This is a genomic window from Phyllobacterium sp. YR531 (assembly GCF_000282595.1).
Taxonomy (GTDB): domain Bacteria; phylum Pseudomonadota; class Alphaproteobacteria; order Rhizobiales; family Rhizobiaceae; genus Phyllobacterium.
The window spans coordinates 16,577-39,718 of the sequence record NZ_AKIZ01000013.1 but is presented as its reverse complement, the minus strand read 5'-3'; the positions used below and the strand labels follow the sequence as shown (position 1 = coordinate 39,718).

Annotated in this window: 18 protein-coding genes; 14 read left to right on the top strand and 4 right to left on the bottom strand. The window is 53.4% G+C overall.

Going from position 1 to position 23,142, the window contains the following annotated elements; all coding sequences use genetic code 11:
* The first annotated feature begins 2 nt into the window (after positions 1–2).
* Positions 3–1,946 carry a MacB family efflux pump subunit gene (locus PMI41_RS03580; RefSeq protein WP_008121892.1) on the top strand — a complete coding sequence of 648 codons (1,944 nt, stop codon included), beginning with the start codon at positions 3–5 and terminating at the stop codon, positions 1,944–1,946.
* Between the two features lies 1 nt (position 1,947).
* On the opposite strand, the gene PMI41_RS03575 is transcribed toward PMI41_RS03580, so the two are convergent.
* On the bottom strand, positions 1,948–2,829 hold the full coding sequence (locus tag PMI41_RS03575; protein WP_008121890.1) for a LysR family transcriptional regulator: 882 nt from the start codon (positions 2,827–2,829) through the stop codon (positions 1,948–1,950).
* 123 nt (positions 2,830–2,952) lie between these two features.
* Between PMI41_RS03575 and PMI41_RS03570 the strand changes: the two genes are divergently transcribed.
* Positions 2,953–4,449, top strand: a complete 1,497-nt coding sequence (locus tag PMI41_RS03570; RefSeq protein WP_008121888.1) for a CoA-acylating methylmalonate-semialdehyde dehydrogenase — start codon at positions 2,953–2,955, stop codon at positions 4,447–4,449.
* Between the two features lie 50 nt (positions 4,450–4,499).
* On the opposite strand, the gene PMI41_RS03565 is transcribed toward PMI41_RS03570, so the two are convergent.
* Positions 4,500–5,153: a GntR family transcriptional regulator gene (locus tag PMI41_RS03565; RefSeq protein WP_008121886.1), complete on the bottom strand. Its 654-nt coding sequence runs from the start codon at positions 5,151–5,153 to the stop codon at positions 4,500–4,502.
* 81 nt (positions 5,154–5,234) lie between these two features.
* Here PMI41_RS03565 and PMI41_RS03560 point away from each other — a divergent pair, with 81 nt between their 5' ends.
* The 11 genes from PMI41_RS03560 to PMI41_RS03510 all read left to right on the top strand — a co-directional run bounded on the left by PMI41_RS03560 (position 5,235) and on the right by PMI41_RS03510 (position 19,802).
* Complete coding sequence (locus PMI41_RS03560; protein ID WP_008121884.1) at positions 5,235–6,128, top strand: dihydrodipicolinate synthase family protein; 894 nt, start codon at positions 5,235–5,237, stop codon at positions 6,126–6,128.
* A 22-nt stretch (positions 6,129–6,150) separates the two neighbouring features.
* A complete protein-coding gene (locus tag PMI41_RS03555) occupies positions 6,151–7,404 on the top strand; it encodes an FAD-binding oxidoreductase (RefSeq protein WP_008121882.1) in 1,254 nt (417 codons plus the stop codon).
* Between the two features lie 6 nt (positions 7,405–7,410).
* On the top strand, positions 7,411–8,412 hold the full coding sequence (locus tag PMI41_RS03550; RefSeq protein ID WP_008121880.1) for a 4-hydroxyproline epimerase: 1,002 nt from the start codon (positions 7,411–7,413) through the stop codon (positions 8,410–8,412).
* A gap of 267 nt (positions 8,413–8,679) precedes the next feature.
* Positions 8,680–9,588, top strand: a complete 909-nt coding sequence (locus PMI41_RS03545) for a branched-chain amino acid ABC transporter permease (RefSeq protein ID WP_008121877.1) — start codon at positions 8,680–8,682, stop codon at positions 9,586–9,588.
* Positions 9,589–9,592: 4 nt separating this feature from the next.
* Positions 9,593–10,999 carry a high-affinity branched-chain amino acid ABC transporter permease LivM gene (gene livM, locus PMI41_RS03540; protein WP_008121874.1) on the top strand — a complete coding sequence of 469 codons (1,407 nt, stop codon included), beginning with the start codon at positions 9,593–9,595 and terminating at the stop codon, positions 10,997–10,999.
* Positions 10,999–12,522: an ATP-binding cassette domain-containing protein gene (locus PMI41_RS03535; RefSeq protein ID WP_008121872.1), complete on the top strand. Its 1,524-nt coding sequence runs from the start codon at positions 10,999–11,001 to the stop codon at positions 12,520–12,522. Before livM ends, PMI41_RS03535 begins: the two co-directional genes overlap by 1 nt.
* On the top strand, positions 12,522–13,253 hold the full coding sequence (locus tag PMI41_RS03530) for an ABC transporter ATP-binding protein (protein WP_008121870.1): 732 nt from the start codon (positions 12,522–12,524) through the stop codon (positions 13,251–13,253). Before PMI41_RS03535 ends, PMI41_RS03530 begins: the two co-directional genes overlap by 1 nt.
* A 42-nt stretch (positions 13,254–13,295) precedes the next feature.
* On the top strand, positions 13,296–13,649 hold the full coding sequence (locus PMI41_RS03525; RefSeq protein WP_008121868.1) for a DUF6867 family protein: 354 nt from the start codon (positions 13,296–13,298) through the stop codon (positions 13,647–13,649).
* A 126-nt stretch (positions 13,650–13,775) separates the two neighbouring features.
* The gene (locus PMI41_RS03520) at positions 13,776–14,891 is read left to right on the top strand and encodes a branched-chain amino acid ABC transporter substrate-binding protein (protein ID WP_008121867.1); all 1,116 of its coding nucleotides are present in this window, start codon (positions 13,776–13,778) and stop codon (positions 14,889–14,891) included.
* A 166-nt stretch (positions 14,892–15,057) separates the two neighbouring features.
* Positions 15,058–18,516 (top strand): pyruvate carboxylase, encoded by a 3,459-nt coding sequence (pyc, locus tag PMI41_RS03515; RefSeq protein WP_008121865.1) that lies wholly within the window; start codon positions 15,058–15,060, stop codon positions 18,514–18,516.
* A gap of 119 nt (positions 18,517–18,635) precedes the next feature.
* Positions 18,636–19,802, top strand: a complete 1,167-nt coding sequence (locus PMI41_RS03510) for an MFS transporter (RefSeq protein WP_040853717.1) — start codon at positions 18,636–18,638, stop codon at positions 19,800–19,802.
* 7 nt (positions 19,803–19,809) lie between these two features.
* Here PMI41_RS03510 and PMI41_RS03505 read toward each other — a convergent pair whose 3' ends face one another.
* Together PMI41_RS03505 and PMI41_RS03500 are read right to left on the bottom strand one after the other, a co-directional pair.
* Positions 19,810–20,910, bottom strand: coding sequence for a patatin-like phospholipase family protein (locus PMI41_RS03505; protein WP_008121860.1), 1,101 nt, complete (start codon positions 20,908–20,910; stop codon positions 19,810–19,812).
* On the bottom strand, positions 20,910–21,689 hold the full coding sequence (locus tag PMI41_RS03500; RefSeq protein ID WP_008121858.1) for a 3-hydroxybutyrate dehydrogenase: 780 nt from the start codon (positions 21,687–21,689) through the stop codon (positions 20,910–20,912). The genes PMI41_RS03505 and PMI41_RS03500 overlap by 1 nt, the downstream gene beginning before the upstream one ends.
* A 197-nt stretch (positions 21,690–21,886) precedes the next feature.
* Here PMI41_RS03500 and ispG point away from each other — a divergent pair, with 197 nt between their 5' ends.
* On the top strand, positions 21,887–23,140 hold the full coding sequence (ispG, locus tag PMI41_RS03495) for a flavodoxin-dependent (E)-4-hydroxy-3-methylbut-2-enyl-diphosphate synthase (protein WP_086003502.1): 1,254 nt from the start codon (positions 21,887–21,889) through the stop codon (positions 23,138–23,140).
* Positions 23,141–23,142 lie beyond the last annotated feature (2 nt).

Genomic DNA, 23,142 nt, shown 5'->3' with positions numbered 1-23,142 from the left:
AAATGACAGCCCTTATCTCACTCAAGGACATCAGTAAAACCTACTTTAATGGGGATATTTCCGTTGAGGTTCTGCACAATATCTCGATTGATATTGAGGCTGGTGAATTTGTTGCGATCATCGGGCAATCGGGGTCCGGTAAGTCAACGCTGATGAACATTCTCGGCTGTCTGGATCAGCCGACCAGTGGCAGCTACCTGCTGGATGGAGAGCATGTTTCTGGATTTGAACCTGATGAATTAGCTGGCTTACGGCGTAGGACGTTCGGCTTCGTCTTTCAAAGTTATAATCTTATTCCGACCGCCAGCGCGCAGGAGAACGTTGAAGTTCCTGCTGTTTACGCGGGTGCTTCCGCCAAGGACCGACATGACAGGGCGGAAGCTCTTTTAAGCACGCTTAACCTCGGGGATCGGCTGGATCATCGGCCAAATCAATTGTCTGGAGGGCAACAGCAACGTGTTTCCATTGCGCGTGCGTTGATGAATGGCGGACGGATTATCCTTGCGGATGAGCCCACAGGGGCGCTGGACAGCCAAAGCGGTGAAGAAGTGATGGCGCTTCTTCGGGCGATGAATGAAAGCGGCCATACAATCATTGTGATTACCCACTCACGCGAGGTTGCCGAACAGGCAGATCGATTGATCGAACTGCGTGACGGGCGAATTGTTTCTGATCGCACAAAGAAAGGCCGCAGCAATCCCGAGGCAGCTCTTGGTTTAAGGCAAAGGGCGGTTGACGGCGTTGCGGCAATCGCTGACGTGTCCGAAGCGATCAAAATGGCGGTTCGGGCTCTGCGGGCGAATCTCTTCCGCACAATTTTGACGTTGCTCGGGATTGTGATCGGCGTCGGCTCGGTGGTGGCCATGCTGGCAATAGGTACAGGTGCTCAAAACTCGGTTCTGGATCGTATTTCGTCTATGGGATCAAACCTGCTGGTTGTCAGGCCAAACATGGCGAATTTTCGCGGAGGGCAGGGCGGCAGTATTGTGACGCTGATTCCTGCCGATGCTGATGCAATCCTCGAAGTTCCCAATGTAGCTTTTGCTGTTCCGGAAATGACCAGCACAGTGACTGTTCGCTACGGCAATATCGATTACCAGACCTCGGCGAATGGAACTGTTCCGCAGTATACGGATGCCAAGTCATGGAAGATAGGAACAGGCGAATTCCTTAATCAACGCGACATGATCAACTATGCGCCGGTCGCTGTTCTTGGCCAAACAGTTGCAAAAACACTGTTTCCGGATGGCGAGAGTCCGTTGGGAAAATATGTTCTGGTTAGTAAGATTCCGTTCCAGATCATTGGTGTAATGAGTGAGATGGGCGCAGGGCCCGGTGGGAATGATCAGGACGATACAATCATCGTGCCATTGACGACCGGCAGCACAAGGCTGTTCGGTCAGCGAAATGTGCGTTCTATTACGGTGCAGGTCAACGATGGCTCGCTCATTGATACTACGCAGACGACAATTCAGCAATTGCTTGATGAACGACATAAAAAGCAGGATACTCAAATAACGAATATGGCGTCGATCCGCGAGGCCGTGACCGAAACATCCAACACGCTCAAACTGTTCCTCGGCGCTGTGGCAGCCATTTCTCTGCTGGTAGGGGGAATCGGCGTGATGAACATCATGCTTGTAAGTGTTAGCGAGCGAACCCGCGAGATTGGCGTGCGAATGGCAACCGGTGCGAGGCAACGTGATATCCTGTTGCAGTTCCTCATTGAGGCGCTGGTTGTCTCGGCAGTGGGGGGCGCCATCGGTGTTGTAGCTGGTCTTGCCACGGGTGTGTTGGCCAAATTCCTCGGAGCACCAATCAGCTTTACGGTGGGACCGGTTGCATTGGCCTTCGCCTGTTCATTCTTGACGGGCCTCGTCTTTGGCTATCTGCCAGCCAGAAACGCTTCGAAGTTGCAACCCGCAGTGGCGCTAAGTTCAGAATAGGTCAGGAAAAGCGCTCTGCCTCCCTGTGCACGAGATCTGAAATAAATCCCGATACTGCAGTAATGCGCCGAAGAGTGCGCACCGATTCGTGATAGGAAAGCCAGTAAGACCGGCGTATCTGACGCTCCGGCAGAACTGGAATGAGATCATCGTGCTCGCGGGCGATGAAGGTGTGCAGAATGCCTATACCTGCACCTGCTTTCACCGCTTCCACTTGCCCTAAAGCGCTGGATATCTCGAAGGCTGGATGCCATTCTCGAGTAATTTCGGGGGCATAGTTCAAAGACTGACTGATAACGAGATCGTCAACATAACCAACCAGCCGGTGCTTTGGCAGATCATCAATGGATTGTGGTGTTGCATGTTTTGCAAGATAAGCTCGGCTTGCATAAAGGCAGAGGCTGTAGTCGACGAGTTTTCGTGCAACCAGCCGGCCTTGGTCAGGGCGATCTACAGTGATGGCGATATCTGCCTCTCGGCGTGACAGCGAAAAAGAACGTGGAACGGGAACAAGCTGTATTTTCAGATCGGGATAGCTGGCTGTCAATGTAGCCAACCGCGGGGCTAGAAAAGTGACACCAAAGCCATCTGGCGCGCCGATACGCACCGAGCCGGATATCGCAACATCAGCATCGCCAAGGGATGAGCGTGCAGCCAGCATCTCCGCTTCCATACGCTCTCCGGAAAGAAGAAACTCTTCACCGGCGCGGGTCAATTCACAGCCGTTCGTGCGTCGCGTCAGCAGTTTGGTGTTGAGAGCGGCCTCTAATGCCGTAAGACGCCTCGCCACTGTTGCATGGTTAACGCCCAGCCGCTTCGCTGCACCGAGTATCTGGCCCGAGCGTGCGACGCTAAGAAAAATACGGACGTCATCCCAGTTCATAGCAAGTCTCCGGTATCGTTGCTTTAATTTTTGCACAACAGATACGCTTTTGCACGCCTTGCAATAAATATTTTGAAGCGCGATGATGTGGCATACGAATATTACCAAGGGAGGTTGCTCGCAATGCGCGAAGTTGGACATTTTATCGGTGGCAAGCACGTCGCTGGAACAAGCGGTCGTACGACCGAAATTTTTCAACCTATGGATGGTACAGTGCAGGGAACTGTGGCGCTTGCCACTCCTGCTGAGGTTCGCGCAGCGGTTGAAAATGCAAAGGCGGCGCAGCCTGCTTGGGCAGCAACCAACCCGCAGCGCCGCGTTCGTGTCATGCGCAAGTTTCTCGAACTGGTTGAAGCGGAATATGACTCTCTGGCTGAGCTTCTTGCTCGTGAGCATGGCAAAACCATTCCCGACGCTAAGGGCGATATTCAACGCGGCTTGGAAGTGGTCGAGGTTTGCCTTGGTGCCGCGCATATGCTCAAGGGTGAGTTCTCTGACAGTGCAGGTACCGGCATTGATGTCTATTCCATGCGCCAGCCCCTCGGTGTCGTTGCCGGCATCACGCCTTTCAACTTTCCGGCGATGATCCCGCTTTGGAAAGCTGGTCCTGCAATCGTTTCGGGCAACGCTTTCATTTTGAAGCCATCCGAGCGTGATCCCGGCGTGCCTATGCGTTTGGCTGAATTGTTTATCGAAGCAGGTTTGCCAGCAGGCATTTTCAACGTAGTCAATGGCGACAAAGAAGCCGTGGATACGCTGCTTGATGACCCAGACATCAAGGCGGTTGGCTTCGTTGGTTCCACACCGATTGCCCAGTACATTTATAGTCGCGCAACGGCTAACGGCAAGCGCGCTCAGTGCTTCGGCGGTGCCAAGAACCACATGATCATCATGCCGGATGCGGACATGGATCAGACAGTGGATGCGTTGATTGGCGCGGGCTATGGTTCGGCTGGTGAGCGCTGCATGGCGATCTCTGTCGCTGTGCCTGTCGGGAAGGAAACGGCCGACCGTCTGGTGGCAAAACTCATTCCCCGCGTTGAGGCACTTAAGGTGGGTCCGTCAACTGATCTGACAGCTGACTATGGTCCTGTTGTGACCAAGCAGGCACTTGAACGTATCCAGGGTTATGTTGATCTTGGCGTGAAAGAAGGCGCAAACCTTGTTGTGGATGGCCGTGGTTTCAAAATGCAGGGCTACGAAAACGGCTATTACATGGGCGGATGCCTGTTTGATAACGTGACGCCCGATATGCGCATTTATAAGGAAGAAATTTTCGGGCCGGTGCTCGGCATTGTTCGTGCCGATAGCTATGAAGATGCGTTACGCCTTCCAAATGAGCATGAGTACGGCAACGGCGTTGCAATCTTTACCCGCGATGGCGATGCGGCGCGTGATTTCGCATCACGTGTGCAGGTTGGCATGGTTGGTATTAATGTGCCAATCCCTGTTCCGATTGCGTATTATACATTTGGCGGCTGGAAAGGCTCAGGTTTTGGTGATCTGAATCAACATGGTCCTGATGCATTCCGTTTTTATACGAAGACAAAGACTGTCACGTCCCGCTGGCCATCTGGCGTCAAGGATGGTGCCGAGTTCGTCATCCCGACAATGAACTAAGCATTCGAACCGAATACCCTATAGGCCGCTGGAGCGATCCGGCGGCTTATTTATGGGGCAACCACGCGCAAATGATCAATAAGTTTCGCCGCTGCTTTCTCGGCATGTTCCGGATCACGTTCTATGATCGCATCGATCAGCGCCTTATGTGCTGCAACTGATTGTTGCAGTCCGCCCGGCCGCTGTAAACGAAACCAGAAGCGCCGGCTGTGGGTTTGCAATGGTGACGCAAGACGAGCTGCAAAAGGATTGCTTGCTGCCTGTCCCAGCACAGTGTCGAACGTTTTGTCAGCTACCAGAAAGGCAGTGACATCCTCCGAAGTCACAGCTTTGCTCATGGCATCGGAGGCTTCTTTCAGCCTGCGGTGATGCAACTGCGCGCCATATTGTGCTGCTCCGCGTGCCAATACCTGCTCGATGCCTTCTCGGGCATCCAGAACTTTGGAAAAATCCTGCGGGTTCAACTCTGCGATTGCAATACCGGACCTTGGCCGGATTTCCATCAGCCCTTCCCAGGCAAGCTTCTGAACAGCCTCTCTCACGGGGGTTCTGCCCATGCCGGTTATGTCTGTCAGGGCCCGCTCGTTGACGATCGCACCTGGTTCAAGCTTTAGCGTGACAATCATCTCTTCGATCTGACGATAGGCCAGTTCTGCGAGACTTTCGCCTGACTGTACGGGTGTATGTGCAGCGGTTTGAAACATGGTGCAGCAACTTTCATTGGGGCAATTGACAGATATGCATATTATAGATATATTTCTGATATATCAACTAGGAGTATGATCATGTGGTCAGGGGTTCTTCCGGCGGTTACCAGCAAATTTACAGATGATGATAGGCTTGATCATAGCGAAATGGAACGTTGCTTCTCTCTCTTGATGGAGGCCGGATGCGATGGCTTGATTGTTGCGGGTTCCCTTGGCGAGGGCCCAATGCTCAGTCACGATGAAAAACTTGAAGTACTGAAAGTTGCGCAAGGTGTGGCCGGGGGCAAGCCAGTCCTGCTCACGATCAATGAGGCAGCAACTCGTGAAGGCGCTGCTCTTGCCAAAAGAGCCGCCAAGGCAGGTGCTGACGGATTGATGCTGGTTCCAAGTCCCATTTATCACACGGACCCGGAAGAGACTGTCACAACATTGAAAGCCGTTGCCGCTGCAGGTGACCTGCCAGTCATGATCTATTCAAACCGCATCGCCTATCGCGTTGATGTAACCAGTGCGATCCTTTCCGAACTTGCCGTCGATGATCATTTCGTAGCCATCAAAGAGTCATCGGACGATATTCGTCGCACCACCGATATTATCAATGAGTTTGGCACACGTTTTGATCTTTTCACCGGCGTAGACAACCTTGCTTTTGAAGCGTTAACTGCTGGCGCTGTTGGCTGGGTTGCTGGGCTAGTGACAGCTTTCCCAAAGGAAACAGTAGCTATCTACAAGCTTGTGCTTGCTGGCCGTTATGCTGAAGCGCTTGAAATCTATCGCTGGTTCCGCCCGCTTCTTGACCTTGATGTGTCTACTTATCTCGTGCAGAACATCAAGCTGGCTGAGGTTCTGGAAATTGGAACGAATGATCGCGTCCGTCTGCCACGGCAGCCACTGCGTGGCGAAAGACGCGCATCTGTTGAAAAGACCGTTCGTGATGCAATAGCGTCGCGTCCGGCTCTACCGGCGCTCTAGGTTTCGTGCAAACTTTGTGACCATGCCGAAAGATAATATCGATATACTGATCATAGGCGCCGGTATTGTTGGCGTAGCAACGGCGGCCACTCTTGCGGAGAGTGGCCACAAGGTTTCTGTCGTCGACCATCAGGGCATTTGTGAAGGTACCAGTTCCGGCAATGCGGGAGCGTTGGCATTCTCCGATATATTGCCGATGGCATCCAAGGGTGTGCTTGCGAAGGTGCCCGGCTGGTTGATGGATCCGCTCGGACCTTTCACGATCCGCCCGTCTTACCTTCCCAGGCTTTTACCTTGGTTATATCGATTCTGGCGTGCAAGCAGTGCCCATATGCTTGAGCGTACAGTTCAGGCCCAGGGTGCAATGATGCGTCAGGCCGAGCCTGAAATGCTTGGACTTATGCGACGCGCGGGTATTGGCCGTATGGTTCGGGAAGATGGCTCTCTCGAACTATATGAGACCGAAAGCGAGCTGAATGCTTCATTGCCCGGTTGGAGCGCGAAAAGGGCAGCTGGAATTTCCTTTGAACATTTACGCGGCAATCAATTACGTGAGTGCCAACCGGGTCTTTCGTCCCGTTTCATAGCAGGCACCTTCGTTCCGGGGTGGAAGACCGTTAGCGACCCGAAGCATGTTGGCCAGGGTCTTTGGGCGTATGCGCAGAATAAAGGTGCGGTGGATCTGCGTGATAAAGTTCTATCGATTTCCGCGACTGATGAGAAAGTGACTGTTCAACTTGCGAGCGGTCAAACGATAAATGCTGCAAAGATCGTCATTGCAGCTGGGGCTTGGTCACATCAGCTGGCAAAGTGTCTGGGTGATGTAATCCCACTCGAGACCGAGCGTGGCTACAACACAACTTTGCCTGTTGGTGCTTTCGATTTGAAACGGCAACTCATCTTTTCCGGGCATGGGTTTGTTGTCACCCCACTGGAGACCGGTATACGTGTCGGAGGCGCGGTGGAGTTGGGTGGTTTGGAATTGCCGCCAAATTTCAAGCGGTCAGAGATCATGCTGAAAAAAGCAGAGCAATTCATGCCCGGACTTCAGTCAAAGGGCGGGCGCCAGTGGATGGGATACAGGCCTTCGACACCGGACTCCCTGCCCGTTATAGGATTTTCCAGTTCGACAAGAAATGTTCTTTATGCTTTCGGGCATGGCCATCTCGGGCTCACCCAGTCTGCCATAACTGCCCGGCTCATCAGTGATCTGATTGAGAACCAAGAGCCTTCAATACCGATTGATCCCTATAGTCCAAAACGCTTCAGGAGCTAGTCCCAGATGGCACGTCATTCTTTTTTCTGCATTGATGGACATACCTGCGGAAATCCGGTGCGGCTTGTCGCCGGCGGTGGGCCCAATCTTGCTGGCGCGTCGATGATGGAAAAGCGCGCACATTTTCTGGCTGAATTTGACTGGATAAGAACCGGTTTGATGTTCGAGCCTCGCGGCCATGACATGATGTCAGGCTCGATCCTCTATCCGCCAACACGTGATGATTGCGATGTTGGAATTCTGTTTATTGAAACCTCCGGCTGTCTGCCGATGTGTGGTCATGGCACGATAGGCACCGTAACCATGGCAATTGAGAACGGGCTGGTCTCGCCAAAGGTTCCGGGAATATTGCGACTGGATACGCCTGCTGGTCTTGTTGTTGCCGAGTACAAACAAGAGGGACAGTACGTTACGAGCGTGAGAATCACCAATGTACCAGCTTTTTTACATTCCGAAGGGCTGGAAGTGGAATGCCCGGACTTGGGTACGCTCCTTGTAGATGTGGCCTATGGGGGTAATTTCTACGCCATTGTCGAACCGCAGGCAAATTATCGGGACATGGCTGATTATCGCGCGCTGGATTTGATCGGTTGGAGCCCGGTGCTGCGGGAACGATTGAATGAACGCTATAAGTTCACGCATCCCGAGAATCCCGGTATCAACAAGCTAAGCCATATCCTGTGGACGGGTGAGCCAATCCATGCAGAAGCGCACGCTCGAAACGCAGTTTTTTACGGAGATAAGGCGATCGACCGTTCGCCCTGCGGGACGGGTACATCAGCGCGGATGGCGCAATTGGCTGCCAAGGGAAAACTTAAGCCGGGAGATGATTTTGTCCATGAGTCCATAATAGGCTCGCTATTTCATGGCCGGGTGGAGAAGGCGTTGACCGTTGGTGACAAGCCTGCGATTACCCCCTCTGTCGCGGGCTGGGCTCGAATGACCGGCTACAATACGATCTTCATCGATGAGAGAGATCCATTTGCCCACGGTTTTGTAGTGAAGTAACGCATTTTGCTGCAGTGCGAAATTGTGGCGGCGGTGGTGATTTCGGCTAAAATGGACGGAATGGTTGTGGATAGCACCAAGAAACATCTCAAATTTGGTGTAAAATTCCGAAGAATCTGTGCCAGCAAATAAAAGTGTGCCGCCGGTGCCAAAAAAGCAGTTGCTTTCTTTATCGCAGGCGCTAGGTGTAATGACGTTGGGGCAACAGTAACCGGATAAAAAAACCGGACAAGAAACTTCCCAATAAAAACGAGGGGTATCGTTGCAATGGAGTATTTCATCCAGCAATCGATCAATGGGTTGACGCTTGGTTCTATTTACGGCCTGATCGCCATTGGTTACACGATGGTCTACGGGATCATCGGCATGATCAACTTCGCCCATGGCGATGTGTTCATGCTCGGCGCCTTCATGGCGATGATTGTTTTTCTTGCATTGACGACATTTATCGGTGGCGTTCCGGTGGTTCTGGCGCTGCTTTTGATGATGCTTGTCGCCATGCTTCTGACCGGGCTGTGGAGCTGGACAATCGAGCGGCTGGCCTACCGGCCGCTGCGCGGCTCTTTCCGGCTGGCACCATTGATCACAGCGATCGGCATGTCCATTGCCCTGTCGAACTTCGTGCAGGTCACACAGGGTCCTCGCAACAAGCCAATTCCCCCTCTCGTCAATGGCGGTATTCTTATCCCCGGCACTGATATCAGCATTGCCTATAAGCAGATGGTGATTATCGTTGTTACGGCAATCTTGCTGATTGCCTTCTGGTACCTCGTCAATAAGACCACTCTTGGTAGAGCCCAGCGTTCCTGTGAGCAGGATCGCAAGATGGCTGCCTTGCTCGGTATTGATGTCGATAAGACGATTTCCATGACCTTTGTGATGGGTGCAATGCTGGCTGCTGTTGCTGGTACGCTGTACCTGATGTTCTACGGGGTGATCTCCTTTACCGATGGCTTTACGCCTGGGGTCAAGGCATTCACTGCAGCGGTGCTTGGCGGTATCGGCTCCCTGCCGGGTGCGGTGATTGGTGGATTGCTGATCGGCCTTATTGAAGCGCTGTGGTCGGCTTACTTCTCCATTGATTACAAGGATGTCGCGGCATTCTCGATCCTGGCGATCGTGCTGATCTTCCTGCCGTCGGGTATTCTCGGCCGTCCCGAAGTCGAAAAGGTTTAAGCGCATGGCCGATGTACAAACTTCTAACCCGGAATCCAACTTTGCCAAGGCGGTCAAGGAGGGCTTGGTTGCTGCTGCGCTCGCTTTGGGATTGTTCCTGCTCATCGTGGGCTTTCGCACGGATCAGAATATTCGCAACGAGCTGGTGCTGAATCAGCGCTGGGGTTTGCTAGCGATTTTTGTTCTGGTTGCAGGATTTGGGCGGTTTTTCCTGACGGCGTATGTGACGCCGTGGAATGCGGCGCGTGCGGCAAGCAAGCGTGCTGCGGTTGCCAAAGAGGCAAAGGAACAGTCGGCATTTCGCAAGAGCTTTCCCAGGATCGGGCTGGCGCTGTTGTTCGTCTATCCGTTTCTGGTGATTGCGATCCTTGCGGCCTATAATGGCTCGCTGATGGGCGGCCTGCAGGGCTCGCTCAAATATGTCGACAATTTCGGCATCCAGATTCTCATCTATGTCATGCTGGCATGGGGATTGAATATTGTTATCGGCCTCGCCGGTCTTCTGGATCTGGGCTATGTGGCGTTCTATGCGGTCGGGGCCTATTCCTACGCCTTGCTGTCATCGCATTTTGGCCTGTCATTCTGGCTGCTATTGCCGATGGCAGGTATTTTTGCGGCGCTGTGGGGGATCGTCTTGGGCTTTCCGGTGCTGCGCCTGCGCGGTGATTACCTTGCCATCGTGACGCTGGCCTTTGGTGAGATCATCCGCCTTGTGCTGATCAACTGGACGGTTGTTACCAAGGGCACATTCGGGATCTCGGGAATTGCCAAGGCAACGCTGTTCGGCATTCCGTTCACACCCGGCCCCGGCGGCTTTGCCAATCTGCTCGGCCTGCCGAACTCCGGCGTCTATTACAAGGTATTCCTCTATTACCTGATCCTGCTTCTGGCGCTCTTGACGGCATGGGTGACAATCCGCCTGCGGCGCATGCCGATCGGCCGTGCCTGGGAAGCGCTGCGTGAAGATGAGATCGCCTGCCGTTCGCTCGGCATCAACACGACGACAACCAAGCTGACGGCCTTTGCGACAGGGGCAATGTTCGGTGGTTTTGCCGGATCGTTCTTTGCTGCACGCCAGGGTTTTGTCAGCCCGGAAAGCTTTGTCTTCCTCGAGTCTGCCATCATCCTTGCCATTGTGGTTCTGGGCGGCATGGGCTCGCTGGTCGGCATTGCCATTGCTGCGGCCGTGATGATTGGCGGCACGGAACTGTTGCGCGAGCTTGAATTCCTCAAGCACATTTTCGGCAATGACTTCACACCGGAGCTCTATCGCATGCTGCTGTTCGGTCTGGCCATGATCGTGGTCATGGTGTGGAAGCCGCGCGGATTTGTCGGCAACCGGGAACCGAGCGCCTTCCTGCACAAGCGAAAGCTGATATCGAGCGAGTTCACCAAAGAAGGGCACGGCTGATGGTTTCGGAAGTGCAAAAGAACAATAGCGCAATCCTGCGCGTGGAACGCCTGTCGATGAAGTTCGGCGGCCTGATCGCCATCAATGACCTGAACTTTGAGGCAAAGCGTGGTGCCATCACGGCGCTGATCGGCCCCAATGGCGCAGGCAAGACAACCGTCTTCAACTGCATCACGGGCTTTTACAAGCCGACCGAAGGCATGCTGACCATGACGCGCCAGAACGGCGAGGAATATCTGCTTGAACGCATGGCGGATTTCGTCATCACCAAGAAGGCGAAGGTGGCGCGTACGTTCCAGAATATCCGGCTGTTCTCCGGCCTGACGGTGCTTGAGAACCTGCTTGTTGCCCAGCACAATCCCCTGATGCTGTCGTCGGGCTATACCATTCTCGGACTGCTCGGGTTTCCGACCTACAAGAAGGCGGCGGCCGATGCGATCGAGAAGGCAAGGTTCTGGCTGGAGAAGATCAATCTTGTTGATCGTGCCGATGATCCGGCAGGCGATCTGCCTTATGGCGCACAGCGCCGTCTGGAGATTGCCCGGGCCATGTGCACCGAGCCGGAACTGCTGTGCCTTGATGAGCCGGCTGCCGGTCTCAATGCACGCGAGTCCGCAGAGCTCAACAAGCTCCTGCTCGACATTCGCGATGAGACGGGAACCTCGATCCTTTTGATCGAGCATGACATGTCGGTCGTCATGGAAATCTCCGATCATGTCGTTGTGCTTGAATATGGCACCAAGATTTCCGACGGCACGCCCGACAGCGTCAAGAATGACCCGAAGGTCATTGCCGCCTATCTCGGCGTTGAGGACGAGGAAATCGTCGAGATGCTCGAACAGGCGGAAGCCGCAGGTGTCGATGACATCACCGCGGCGGTCGACCTGATGTCAACCGAAGCCATCCATGTGATCGAAGAGACGCATCCGGATGCTCCGGCTGCTGCTCTCGTCGCAACCGGTCCGGCGCGTCCGGCAAAGCCTGCGGCAGCAACAAAGCAGCCTGGAGCCAAGCCGGCAAAAACAGCAGCCAAGGCAACTTCTGCACCGGCACCTGCCAAGGTGGCAACTGCCAAACCGGAAGCTGGCAATCCTGCCGCAGCAAAGACTGCTGCAACAAAGACTGTCACGCCTGTTGCCCCGGCTGCAGCAAAGAAGCCAGTGGCCAAACCGGCTGCTGCAAAAGCGCCGCCCGTAAAGGCCGCGCCGGCAAAAGCCCCGCAAGCCTCGCCCATCAAGGCAGGGGCAACGGCAAATGCACTGGCGGCACCACGTGATGGCAAGGCTGACAGGCTGATCGATATCAAGGGTATCGGGCCGGTTAACGAGCGCAAGCTCAACGAGCACGGGATTTTCCACTTCGACCAGATAGCTTCCTGGAAGAAAGCCGATGTGATCGCCGCCGAGGCCTATCTGGCTTTTGACGGGCGCATCGCTCGCGAGGACTGGATTGGCCAGGCTAAAGCCATGGCCAAGGCAAGCCAGAAGAAGCCGGTGCCCGGCAAGAGCGGAGGAGCCAAGTGATGGCGCAGAACAAAGCTCTTCTCAGCATCGAGAATGTCGAGACCTATTACGGCAATATCCGCGCGCTGAGCGGTGTAACGGTGCATGCGGATGCGGGTGAGATCGTCACGCTGATCGGTGCCAATGGTGCCGGCAAGTCAACGCTGATGATGACCATCTTCGGCATGCCGCGCGCCCGCACCGGCCGGATCATTTTTGATGGCAAGGACATCACGCAGCTGCCAGCCCACGAAATCGCAAGGCTGCGCATTGCCCAATCACCGGAAGGCCGGCGTATCTTTCCGCGCATGACCGTGCAGGAAAACCTGCAAATGGGTGCCAGCCTCGACAAGCTTGAATATTTCGATGAGGACGTGCGCAAGGTCTTTGACCTCTTCCCGCGCCTGAAAGAACGCATCAACCAGCGCGGCGGAACATTATCGGGTGGTGAGCAGCAGATGCTGGCCATTGGCCGCGCATTGATGGCACGGCCGCGCCTGCTGTTGCTGGATGAGCCATCGCTCGGGCTTGCTCCCCTGATCATCAAGCACATTTTCGAGGCAATCAAGGAACTCAACAAGACAACGGGTCTGACCGTGTTTCTGGTCGAGCAGAATGCCTTTGGTGCCTTGAAGCTGGCGGATCGCGGCTATGTGATGGTCAACGGCATCGTCACCATGAGCGGTGCAAGCAAGGACCTCTTGGCCAATCCGGAAGTACGGGCAGCCTATCTTGAAGGCGGGCGTCACTGACAAGACAAGACGGCTCAAAAGAGCCGCAAGGAGAACTTCGCCATGCAGGGCATATTATACGAAGAACCTTCCATCTGGCTGTTCATTCTGGTCACCTGCATCATGGGGGGCTGGGCTGCATGGATGGCGGGCAGGGCCTGTGCAAAGACGTGGCGGCCAATCGCCATCCTCGTCTTCTACATGCTCCTCCTCGGCGTCGGTGTCCGCTTCATCCACTTCGCCCTCTTCGGCGGTACAATGGTCACACTGCACTACTATATCGTCGACACCATCGTCCTCATCATCATCGGAACATTGGGGTACCGGTACACACGAACAAACCAGATGGTCAGACAGTATCACTGGCTCTACGAAAAAGTTTCTCCTTTCGGCTGGAAGGAAAGAACAGGAGCTTGATCTATCTCGCTGATGCGAAATGAATCAGCGTGACAACCGCCGGAAAATCGGCAAATGTAGTCTTAAGCGATGTCAATAAACATCGCGAGGGGTTTGGTAAGTACCTAGAAAAATGGGAGTTTTCAAATGAAGAAGTCACTGTTCTCAGGCGTTGCATTTGCTGCGATGCTCGCTCTGAGTGGCCATGCTTATGCTGATCTTCTGATCGGTGTTGGCGGTCCGATGACTGGTCCGAATGCTGCATTCGGTGCTCAGCTACAGAAGGGTGCAGAAGCCGCTGTCGCAGAAATCAACGCTGCTGGCGGCGTTAACGGCGAACAGATCAAGTTGTCACTTGGCGATGACGTTTCCGACCCAAAGCAGGGCATCTCGGTCGCCAACAAATTCGTTGCTGACGGTGTAAAGTTCGTTGTCGGTCACTTCAACTCGGGCGTGTCCATTCCAGCATCCGAAGTCTACGCGGAAAACGGCATTCTGGAAGTTACTCCAGCCGCGACCAATCCGGTTTTCACCGAGCGCGGTCTGTGGAACACATTCCGTACATGCGGCCGTGATGACCAGCAGGGCGTTGTTGCCGGCGGTTACATCGCCGAGAAGTTCAAGGACGCCAAGGTTGCTGTCGTTCACGACAAGACTCCATACGGTCAGGGCCTTGCTGACGAAACCAAAAAGACTCTGAATGCGAAGGGCGTGACAGAAGCGCTTTATGAAGGCGTCAATGTTGGCGACAAGGACTTCTCTGCACTGATCGCCAAGGCCAAGCAGGCTGGTGTCACTGTTCTCTATTGGGGTGGTCTGCACACGGAAGCTGGTCTGATCATCCGTCAGCTCGCTGATCAGGGCCTGAAGGTTACCTTCATCTCGGGCGATGGCATTGTATCGAACGAACTGGCTTCCATTGCTGGTGACGCTGTTGCCGGTACTCTGAACACATTCGGCCCAGATCCAAGCAAGGACCCAGCCAACAAGGAACTCGTAGAGAAGTTCCGCGCTCAGGGCTTCGAGCCTGAAGCCTATACGCTTTACTCCTATGCCGCGACACAGGTCATTGCCGCCGCAGCAACTGCTGCCAAGTCAAACGACCCGGAAACCGTTGCAAAGACACTGAAGGAAAAGGGTCCGTTCAAGACCGTTCTTGGTGACATTGCATTCGATGAAAAGGGTGACCCGAAGCTTCCAGGCTACGTCATGTATGAATGGAAGAAGGGTGAAGACGGCAAGTATACCTATACGCAGCAGTAATATCCCTGCTTAAGACATTAGCGAATGCCCGGTCCTGTACCGGGCATTTTGCTATTGGAAATTTCCTGTTCCTGTGGTCAATATATATTGTTTGCACTGCAGCAATCTGTAAGTCGTCTTAAAAGCATCAAATCAATTTTGATTGCCCTCGTCCGGAGTTTTCATTTTGCCTATCAAGAAAATCCTCGTCGCCAATCGATCGGAAATTGCCATCCGAGTTTTCCGCGCAGCCAATGAGCTCGGCATGAAAACCGTGGCGATATGGGCGGAAGAGGATAAACTTGCATTGCATAGGTTCAAGGCTGATGAGTCCTATCAGGTTGGACGTGGCCCGCATCTGGCAAAGGATATGGGCCCAATCGAGAGTTATCTTTCAATCGAAGAGATTATCCGCGTTGCGCGGTTGTCGGGTGCAGATGCCATTCATCCGGGCTACGGCCTTTTGTCGGAAAGCCCGGAATTTGCCGATGCGTGCGCGGAAGCAGGTATAATATTTATTGGTCCAAAGCCTGAGACCATGCGCCGTCTTGGCAACAAGGTTGCCGCGCGCAATCTGGCAATCGAGATTGGTGTTCCGGTTGTGCCTGCTACAGAGCCTTTGCCGGAAGATATGGATGCGATCAAGGCTATGGCCGAGAAGATCGGATATCCTGTCATGCTCAAGGCTTCCTGGGGTGGTGGTGGCCGTGGTATGCGGGCCATTTTCAAGCCTGAGGATATTGCCCGCGAGGTTACTGAAGGGAAGCGTGAAGCGAAAGCAGCTTTTGGCAAAGATGAAGTCTATCTCGAAAAGCTGGTCCAACGTGCGCGTCACGTGGAAGTACAGATTTTGGGCGATACGCATGGCAATGCGGTTCATCTTTTTGAGCGAGATTGTTCTATCCAGCGCCGCAATCAAAAGGTGGTTGAACGCGCTCCCGCACCCTATTTGAGCGAGGCTCAACGCAAGGAAATTGCTGATTACGGGCTGAAGATCGCTAAGGAAACTGCCTACATTGGTGCTGGAACCATCGAGTTTTTGATGGATGCAGATACCAATGAGTTCTATTTCATCGAGGTAAATCCGCGCATTCAGGTGGAGCACACGGTTACTGAAGAAGTGACGGGTATCGATATTGTCAAAGCCCAGATTCGTATTCTCGAGGGCGCGACGATTGGTACACCGGAATCGGGAGTGCCTGCGCAAAAGGATATCCGGCTAAACGGTCACGCCCTGCAGTGCCGTATCACGACCGAAGATCCAGAGCAGAACTTCATCCCTGATTATGGACGCATCACTGCCTATCGCGGCGCGACGGGCTTTGGTATTCGACTTGATGGTGGTACGGCCTATTCCGGAGCGGTTATCACCCGCTTCTACGATCCATTGCTTGAGAAGATCACGGCTTGGTCTCCAACAGCTGAAGAAACCATACACCGCATGCACCGCGCTTTGCGTGAGTTTCGTATTCGCGGTGTTGCGACAAATCTGACCTTTCTTGAAGCCATCATCACCCATCCCAAGTTTACCGATAATTCGTACACAACGAAATTCATCGACACGACGCCGGAACTGTTTGAGCAAGTTAAGCGTCAGGATCGCGCGACAAAGCTTCTGACCTACCTTGCAGACGTGACAGTGAATGGTCATCCAGAAACCAAGGGAAGGGCAGTGCCACCGGCTGAGGCTGCATTGCCACGAGTACCATTCATTGAAACACCCATTCCGGATGGGACCAAACAGCTGCTCGATCAATTGGGGCCGAAAAAGTTTTCTGAATGGATGCGCAATGAAAAGCGCGCACTTTTCACTGATACGACCATGCGTGATGGTCATCAATCGTTGCTCGCAACGCGTATGCGCACCTACGACATAGCGCGTGTGGCGGGGACTTATGCCCGTGCTTTGCCGCAACTTTTTTCGCTGGAGTGCTGGGGCGGCGCGACCTTCGATGTCGCCATGCGCTTCCTGACTGAAGACCCTTGGGAGCGTCTTGCAGAGATACGCGAGCAGGCTCCGAACATCCTGTTGCAGATGTTGCTGCGCGGCGCTAATGGCGTCGGTTATAAGAGCTATCCCGATAATGTCGTGAGATATTTCGTTCAGCAGGCAGCGCGCGGAGGAATTGATGTTTTCCGTGTTTTCGACAGTCTGAACTGGGTTGAGAATATGCGGGTCAGCATGGATGCCGTGCTGGAAGAGGACAAACTCTGTGAAGCAGCTATTTGCTATACGGGTGATATCCTGAACTCTGCCCGCCCAAAATACGATTTGAAATACTATGTGGATCTCGCTCAGCAGGTGGAAAAAGCGGGCGCGCATATTATTGCGGTCAAGGATATGGCCGGTCTCCTCAAGCCTGGCGCTGCCAAAATCCTCTTTAAAGCGCTGCGGGAAGCAACCGACCTGCCGCTACATTTCCACACACATGATACCTCGGGCATTTCTGCTGCAACGGTTCTTGCTGCTGTAGATGCAGGTGTCGACGTAGTCGACGCCGCTATGGATGCGCTTTCGGGCAATACATCCCAGCCGTGCCTCGGGTCCATTGTAGAAGCTTTGAAAGGAACCGAACGCGATCCGGGACTTGATCCAGAGTGGATACGCCGCATTTCCTTCTATTGGGAAGCCGTGCGCACACAATATGCGGCATTTGAGAGCGACTTGAAGGGGCCAGCTTCCGAAGTTTATCTCCATGAGATGCCCGGCGGTCAGTTTACCAATCTCAAGGAACAGGCTCGCTCTCTCGGTCTGGAAACACGCTGGCATGAAGTTGCGCAAGCCTATGCGGATGTCAACCAGATGTTCGGTGATATCGTCAAGGTAACACCATCGTCCAAAGTCGTGGGCGATATGGCCCTGATGATGGTGAGTCAGGATCTGTCGGTTAACGATGTGAAGAACCCGGATAAGGATATCGCGTTTCCCGACTCGGTTGTGTCCATGATGCGTGGCGACCTTGGTCAGCCTCCGAAGGGTTGGCCAAAAGACATCCAAAAGAAAGTCCTTAAAGACGAGAAGCCTTTCACTGAACGTCCCGGTGCACTATTGGCAGCGGCGGACCTTGCTGCAGAGCGCAAGGAAATCGAAGACAAGCTGGAACGCAAAATCAGTGATCAGGAGTTTGCCTCCTATCTCATGTATCCGAAAGTATTCACCGACTTTGCAGTGACTCATAACACCTATGGGCCCACCAGTGTTCTACCAACGCATGTCTATTTTTATGGTCTGGAACAGGAAGAAGAGGTCTTTCTTACAATCGAACGCGGCAAGACATTGGTTGTACGCAACCAGGCTGTCGGGGAGACTGACGAGAAGGGTATGCGGACCGTGTTCTTTGAGATGAACGGTCAACCGCGGCGCGTGAAGGTTCCAGACAGAACACACGGTGCAAGCGGAGCAGGGGTAAGACGTAAGGCAGAGCTTACTAATGACAAGCATGTGGGTGCACCAATGCCCGGCATCGTGTCCACAGTCGGCGTATTGGCAGGCCAGAAAGTCAACGCCGGTGATGTTTTGCTGTCAATCGAAGCGATGAAAATGGAAACTGCATTGCGTGCTGAGCGCGATGGGGTGGTTGCAGAAGTGCTTGTTCGCTCGGGAGATCAGATTGACGCCAAGGATCTCATGATTGTCTATGAATAAGATGTTCTTACAGAATCCATCTCAATTTCGTTCATAAATGATCAGAAAGAGTGATTTGACATCAAATTAAATCGATTTAAAGGTTCAGGCGACCCGAAATTCGAATGGCAGTAAAATCAATGGATGCTTCTGTATATCGCAAGCGCGCCGTCTTCGGCCGGTGGGCAGTCGCCAGTGCGTTTTTCTTCAATGGATTTCTGGTGGGCAGTTGGGCTCCGCAGATTCCGGTGTTCATGACGCGTTTGGATATAAGCGAGTTTACTCTGGGCCTGATGATTCTGGTTTTCGGCATTGGTGCTCTGGTCGCCATGCCTTGGTGTGGCTATCTGATTGGCAGGTTCGGGTCGCGTGCTGTCGTAAAAAGTTTTGCGGTCGTTTGCTCGTTTTCTCTTCTTCTCGTAGCGCTCGCCCCAAATCTTGTCACGGCAGCGCCTGCACTCTTTCTCTTCGGCGCAGTTATTGGTGGTATGGACGTGGCCATGAATGCCAATGCCGTTGAAGTTGAAAAACAACTGTCACGTGCAGTTATGTCATCGTCCCACGGATTTTGGAGTCTGGGCGGCTTCGCAGGTGGTGCGTTAGGCGGCATTCTTATTGAAGCACATGGTCACTTGATCCATGCAACTGTCGTGACGGGTATTGCTATTGTTCTTGGTCTTGCTTCGTTCAGATATATGATCACCGAGGATAAACCGGTTGTTCATGAAAAGCAGAAACTATCATTTCCCACAAATCCACTGATTTACCTCATTGGAATAATGGCGCTGTTTTCCATGGTACCCGAGGGTTCGGTACTCGACTGGGCCGCACTTTATCTGAAGCAGGAAAGAGGAGCGGATATTGCAACTGCTGGCTTCGCGTTCGCAGCATTCTCCGGCACGATGTCAATCATGAGATTTTTGGGGGATGGCGTGCGTAACCGGTTTGGCGCAGTAAAAACCTTGCGGGTTTCGGCGCTCATCGGCGCGGCCGGCTTGCTCGTGGCTAGTATTGCGCCAACGCCATGGATAGCAATTCTGGCGTTCGCATTCTCAGGGCTTGGTATTGCGAATATGGTGCCTATTGCATTTTCCGCCGCAGGCAATCAGCCCGGAACGTCATCGGGCATTGCTCTCAGCATGGTGACACTGATGGGCTATTCGGGAATTTTGGTTGCCCCGTCGGCAATCGGATTTGTCGGTGGTCGAACAGGTTTCGGCCCTGTCTATATGGTGCTTGCCGCTCTGCTCGTTGTCGTTTTTCTAATGGCGAACCTTGCTGCAAGTGCGGATCGCGCCAAGAACTAGGGGAAAGTCAGGCGGCTGGCTTCTTGCGTTGAATGAGGAAATCAGTAACGCGTTTTCCAGGCTTCTTCTTTTTGAGGCCAATGTTCATTTCAGGCGCGAGTTCGTCTGACAGATCAAGCGTCTCATGCTCTCCAATGGCATCGAAATGTTCCTCCAGCCAGTCTTCAGCTGCTGCTCGGCCAAGGTCGCGAAGATACTCAAGGAATGCCCATTCCGCGTTGATCTTGGATGACGGAGAAAGCCCGGCCAGCGCCTCATCGGCATCAATGCGGTGCATGCGAATATTGCGATATTCGCCGTGCTCTATCCTTCCCGCTTTAATCAGGGAATTGACGAAAGCGATCGAGCGGAATTCGCGTAGAAGTGCTGCGTTGAAGGTGATCTCATCGATCCGGTCAGTGATTTCACGCGCCGTTTTGGGGGTTCCTCTGCGCTCGATAGGATTGATCTGGATCAGAAGCACGTCTTCGCTGGCGCTGGAGTAGAAGAATGGAAACAGGGCCGGATTACCACCGTACCCGCCATCCCAATAGGGGTGGCCATCAATTTCAACGGCTTGGAATATATAGGGAAGGCACGCCGATGCCATGATAACGTCTGCATTGAGCTCGCTCTGGGAGAAAACCCGCAATCTGCCGCTTTCGACATTGGTCGCGGAGATAAAAAGCTTGAGTGCGGAGCAAGCCTTAACTCGGTCGAAGTCGATCTCTTTCTCGACGAGATCCCGAAGTGGGTTCAGATTGAGCGGATTGTACTCATAAGGCGAGAACATCCGGGTAATTTTCTCAAAAATATTGTAGCCGATCCCGTTCTCGATTGACCAATTGCCGAAGAACACATCCCAAGGTGTGCGCTGCACCGGACTGAAGCGGCCACTGCGTCCGACAGCGCGCCAAAACTCGTGCAGTTTGGCGCGGGCACCTTCGGCACCGTTCTGTGACCAGCCATCTGCAAGCGCAACAGCGTTCATCGCTCCTGCACTGGTACCCGAAATTCCTTCAATGGTCAGACGGCCGTCCTCAAGGATACGGTCAAGAACGCCCCAACTGAAAGCGCCGTGCGACCCGCCACCCTGCAGCGCCACATTGATGGTTTTAGGCTTGGCCATTATGCAGCAGTCCAGCCGCCATCAACCGATATGGATGTTCCTGTGATCTGAGCCGCAGCGTCACTGGCCAAAAAAACGACTGTTGCGCCGATTTGATCGACCGTTGCGAATTCCTTGGTGGCCTGCTTTTCGAGCATAACATCGCGAATAACCGTTTCACGATCCATGTGGTGCGCTTTCATTTGATCGGGAATTTGTGCTTCTACCAGAGGCGTAAGGACGTAACCCGGGCAGATGGCATTGCTGGTGATGTGCTTTTCAGCGACTTCAAGCGCAACTGTCTTGGTAAACCCTACCACTCCGTGCTTGGCAGCTACATAAGCGGATTTAAATGGCGAGGCCCGCAGACCATGGGCAGATGCAATATTGATGATGCGGCCCCAGCCAGCTTTTTTCATATGGGGAAGAGCAGCGGCAGTCGTATGGAAAGTGGACGTCAAATTGATCGCGATGATTGCATCCCATTTCTCAACTGGAAATTCATCAACCGGAGCAACAAACTGGATACCCGCATTGTTTACCAATACGTCGACGCTTCCAAACTTTCCGGCAGAGTTTTCAATGAGTGCTCGGCATTCAGCTCCATTCGACATATCCGCCTTGATATACGCAACATCTGTAGAGTACTTTTCAGCCAATTCCTTGGCTAGGGCGTGGTCTTCCGGCCGATCGGTGAAGGAATTGATCACCACATTATAACCGGCCTCGGCAAGTGCATGCGCGGCACCAAGTCCAATGCCTGAATTTGAACCGGTAACGATAGCTGTCTTTTTAGCCATGATGTGGAGCTTCCTGAACTGCTGTGAGTTTTTATCTGTGAGTGGAATATATTGCATTGCAGCAAAATTACTAGGTTTGGATCATGAACACTTTGTCATGCTGATTATATGTTCGCAGTGCAGTACAATGCGCTAAGGTTGCATGGTGTTGACAAATGACTGTGTCTGCGCCACCTGAACAGCATCTCTGGAGCTTGATGATGTCCGACTATATTTCGCAACCTTTTGCCCGGCGTTCGTCGATTGGAGTCGACGTGGGTGGCGTTATGGTCGGTGGCGGTGCACCTGTCGTGGTGCAATCCATGACCAATACCGACACAGCAGACGTCGATGGGACCGTTGCGCAGGTTGCAGCACTTTCGAGAGCAGGCTCTCAAATCGTTCGTATTACTGTGGATCGTGACGAGTCAGCGGCCGCCGTTCCGCGTATTCGCGAAAGGCTCGACAGGCTTGGCCTTAGTGTGCCTCTCGTTGGAGACTTTCATTATATCGGTCATAAATTGCTGGCCGACCATCCTGCCTGCGCCGAGGCTTTGGCCAAGTATCGCATCAATCCGGGGAATGTAGGTTTCAAAGACAAGAAAGATGCACAGTTTGGCGCCATCATTGAAATGGCTGTCCGATATGACAAGCCTGTCCGCATTGGTGTCAATTGGGGTTCTCTTGACCAGGAGTTACTCACTGCCCTGATGGATAAAAACAGCGCTGCCGGATCGCCCTTAACCGCAGAGGCAGTCGTGCGTGAGGCCATTGTTCAATCGGCACTGATTTCATCGCAGTTGGCTGAGGAAATTGGTCTGCCGCGCTCAAAGATTATTCTTTCGGCCAAGGTAAGCCAAGTTCAGGATTTGATCTCGGTCTATGCAGAGTTGGCTCGCCGTTGCGATCATGCCCTGCATCTGGGACTGACAGAAGCAGGCATGGGAACGAAGGGTATCGTGGCTTCTTCGGCTGCAATGGGCATTTTGTTGCAACAGGGAATTGGCGATACAATCCGTATTTCCCTAACACCTGAACCCGGTGGAGACCGAACACGAGAAGTGCAGGTTGCACAGGAATTGCTACAGACAATGGGCTTTCGGCAATTCATCCCAATTGTTGCCGCGTGCCCCGGCTGCGGACGTACAACGTCAACAGTATTTCAGGAATTAGCCCAATCCATCCAGAGCGATATCCGGACGAACATGCCAATCTGGCGTGAGAAATATCCGGGTGTCGAAGCGCTGAATGTTGCTGTGATGGGCTGCATAGTAAACGGTCCGGGTGAATCGAAGATGGCCGATATCGGCATATCTCTCCCCGGAACAGGCGAAACGCCATCCGCACCAGTATTTGTTGATGGAAAGAAAGTGGCAACATTGCGTGGAGCAGGTATTGCTCAGGAATTTCAGAAAATGGTTGCCGATTATATTGAAAATCGTTTCGGCCATGGAAATCAGGCCGCGGAATAGAT

What these genes read in the sequence shown, in the direction of transcription:
- PMI41_RS03580 (WP_008121892.1), top strand. Translation starts at nt 3, where the DNA reads ATGACAGCCCTTATCTCACTCAAGGACATCAGTAAAACCTACTTTAAT.
- PMI41_RS03575 (WP_008121890.1), bottom strand. Translation starts at nt 2,829, where the DNA reads ATGAACTGGGATGACGTCCGTATTTTTCTTAGCGTCGCACGCTCGGGC.
- PMI41_RS03570 (WP_008121888.1), top strand. Translation starts at nt 2,953, where the DNA reads ATGCGCGAAGTTGGACATTTTATCGGTGGCAAGCACGTCGCTGGAACA.
- PMI41_RS03565 (WP_008121886.1), bottom strand. Translation starts at nt 5,153, where the DNA reads ATGTTTCAAACCGCTGCACATACACCCGTACAGTCAGGCGAAAGTCTC.
- PMI41_RS03560 (WP_008121884.1), top strand. Translation starts at nt 5,235, where the DNA reads ATGTGGTCAGGGGTTCTTCCGGCGGTTACCAGCAAATTTACAGATGAT.
- PMI41_RS03555 (WP_008121882.1), top strand. Translation starts at nt 6,151, where the DNA reads ATGCCGAAAGATAATATCGATATACTGATCATAGGCGCCGGTATTGTT.
- PMI41_RS03550 (WP_008121880.1), top strand. Translation starts at nt 7,411, where the DNA reads ATGGCACGTCATTCTTTTTTCTGCATTGATGGACATACCTGCGGAAAT.
- PMI41_RS03545 (WP_008121877.1), top strand. Translation starts at nt 8,680, where the DNA reads ATGGAGTATTTCATCCAGCAATCGATCAATGGGTTGACGCTTGGTTCT.
- livM (WP_008121874.1), top strand. Translation starts at nt 9,593, where the DNA reads ATGGCCGATGTACAAACTTCTAACCCGGAATCCAACTTTGCCAAGGCG.
- PMI41_RS03535 (WP_008121872.1), top strand. Translation starts at nt 10,999, where the DNA reads ATGGTTTCGGAAGTGCAAAAGAACAATAGCGCAATCCTGCGCGTGGAA.
- PMI41_RS03530 (WP_008121870.1), top strand. Translation starts at nt 12,522, where the DNA reads ATGGCGCAGAACAAAGCTCTTCTCAGCATCGAGAATGTCGAGACCTAT.
- PMI41_RS03525 (WP_008121868.1), top strand. Translation starts at nt 13,296, where the DNA reads ATGCAGGGCATATTATACGAAGAACCTTCCATCTGGCTGTTCATTCTG.
- PMI41_RS03520 (WP_008121867.1), top strand. Translation starts at nt 13,776, where the DNA reads ATGAAGAAGTCACTGTTCTCAGGCGTTGCATTTGCTGCGATGCTCGCT.
- PMI41_RS03510 (WP_040853717.1), top strand. Translation starts at nt 18,636, where the DNA reads ATGGATGCTTCTGTATATCGCAAGCGCGCCGTCTTCGGCCGGTGGGCA.
- PMI41_RS03505 (WP_008121860.1), bottom strand. Translation starts at nt 20,910, where the DNA reads ATGGCCAAGCCTAAAACCATCAATGTGGCGCTGCAGGGTGGCGGGTCG.
- PMI41_RS03500 (WP_008121858.1), bottom strand. Translation starts at nt 21,689, where the DNA reads ATGGCTAAAAAGACAGCTATCGTTACCGGTTCAAATTCAGGCATTGGA.
- ispG (WP_086003502.1), top strand. Translation starts at nt 21,887, where the DNA reads ATGATGTCCGACTATATTTCGCAACCTTTTGCCCGGCGTTCGTCGATT.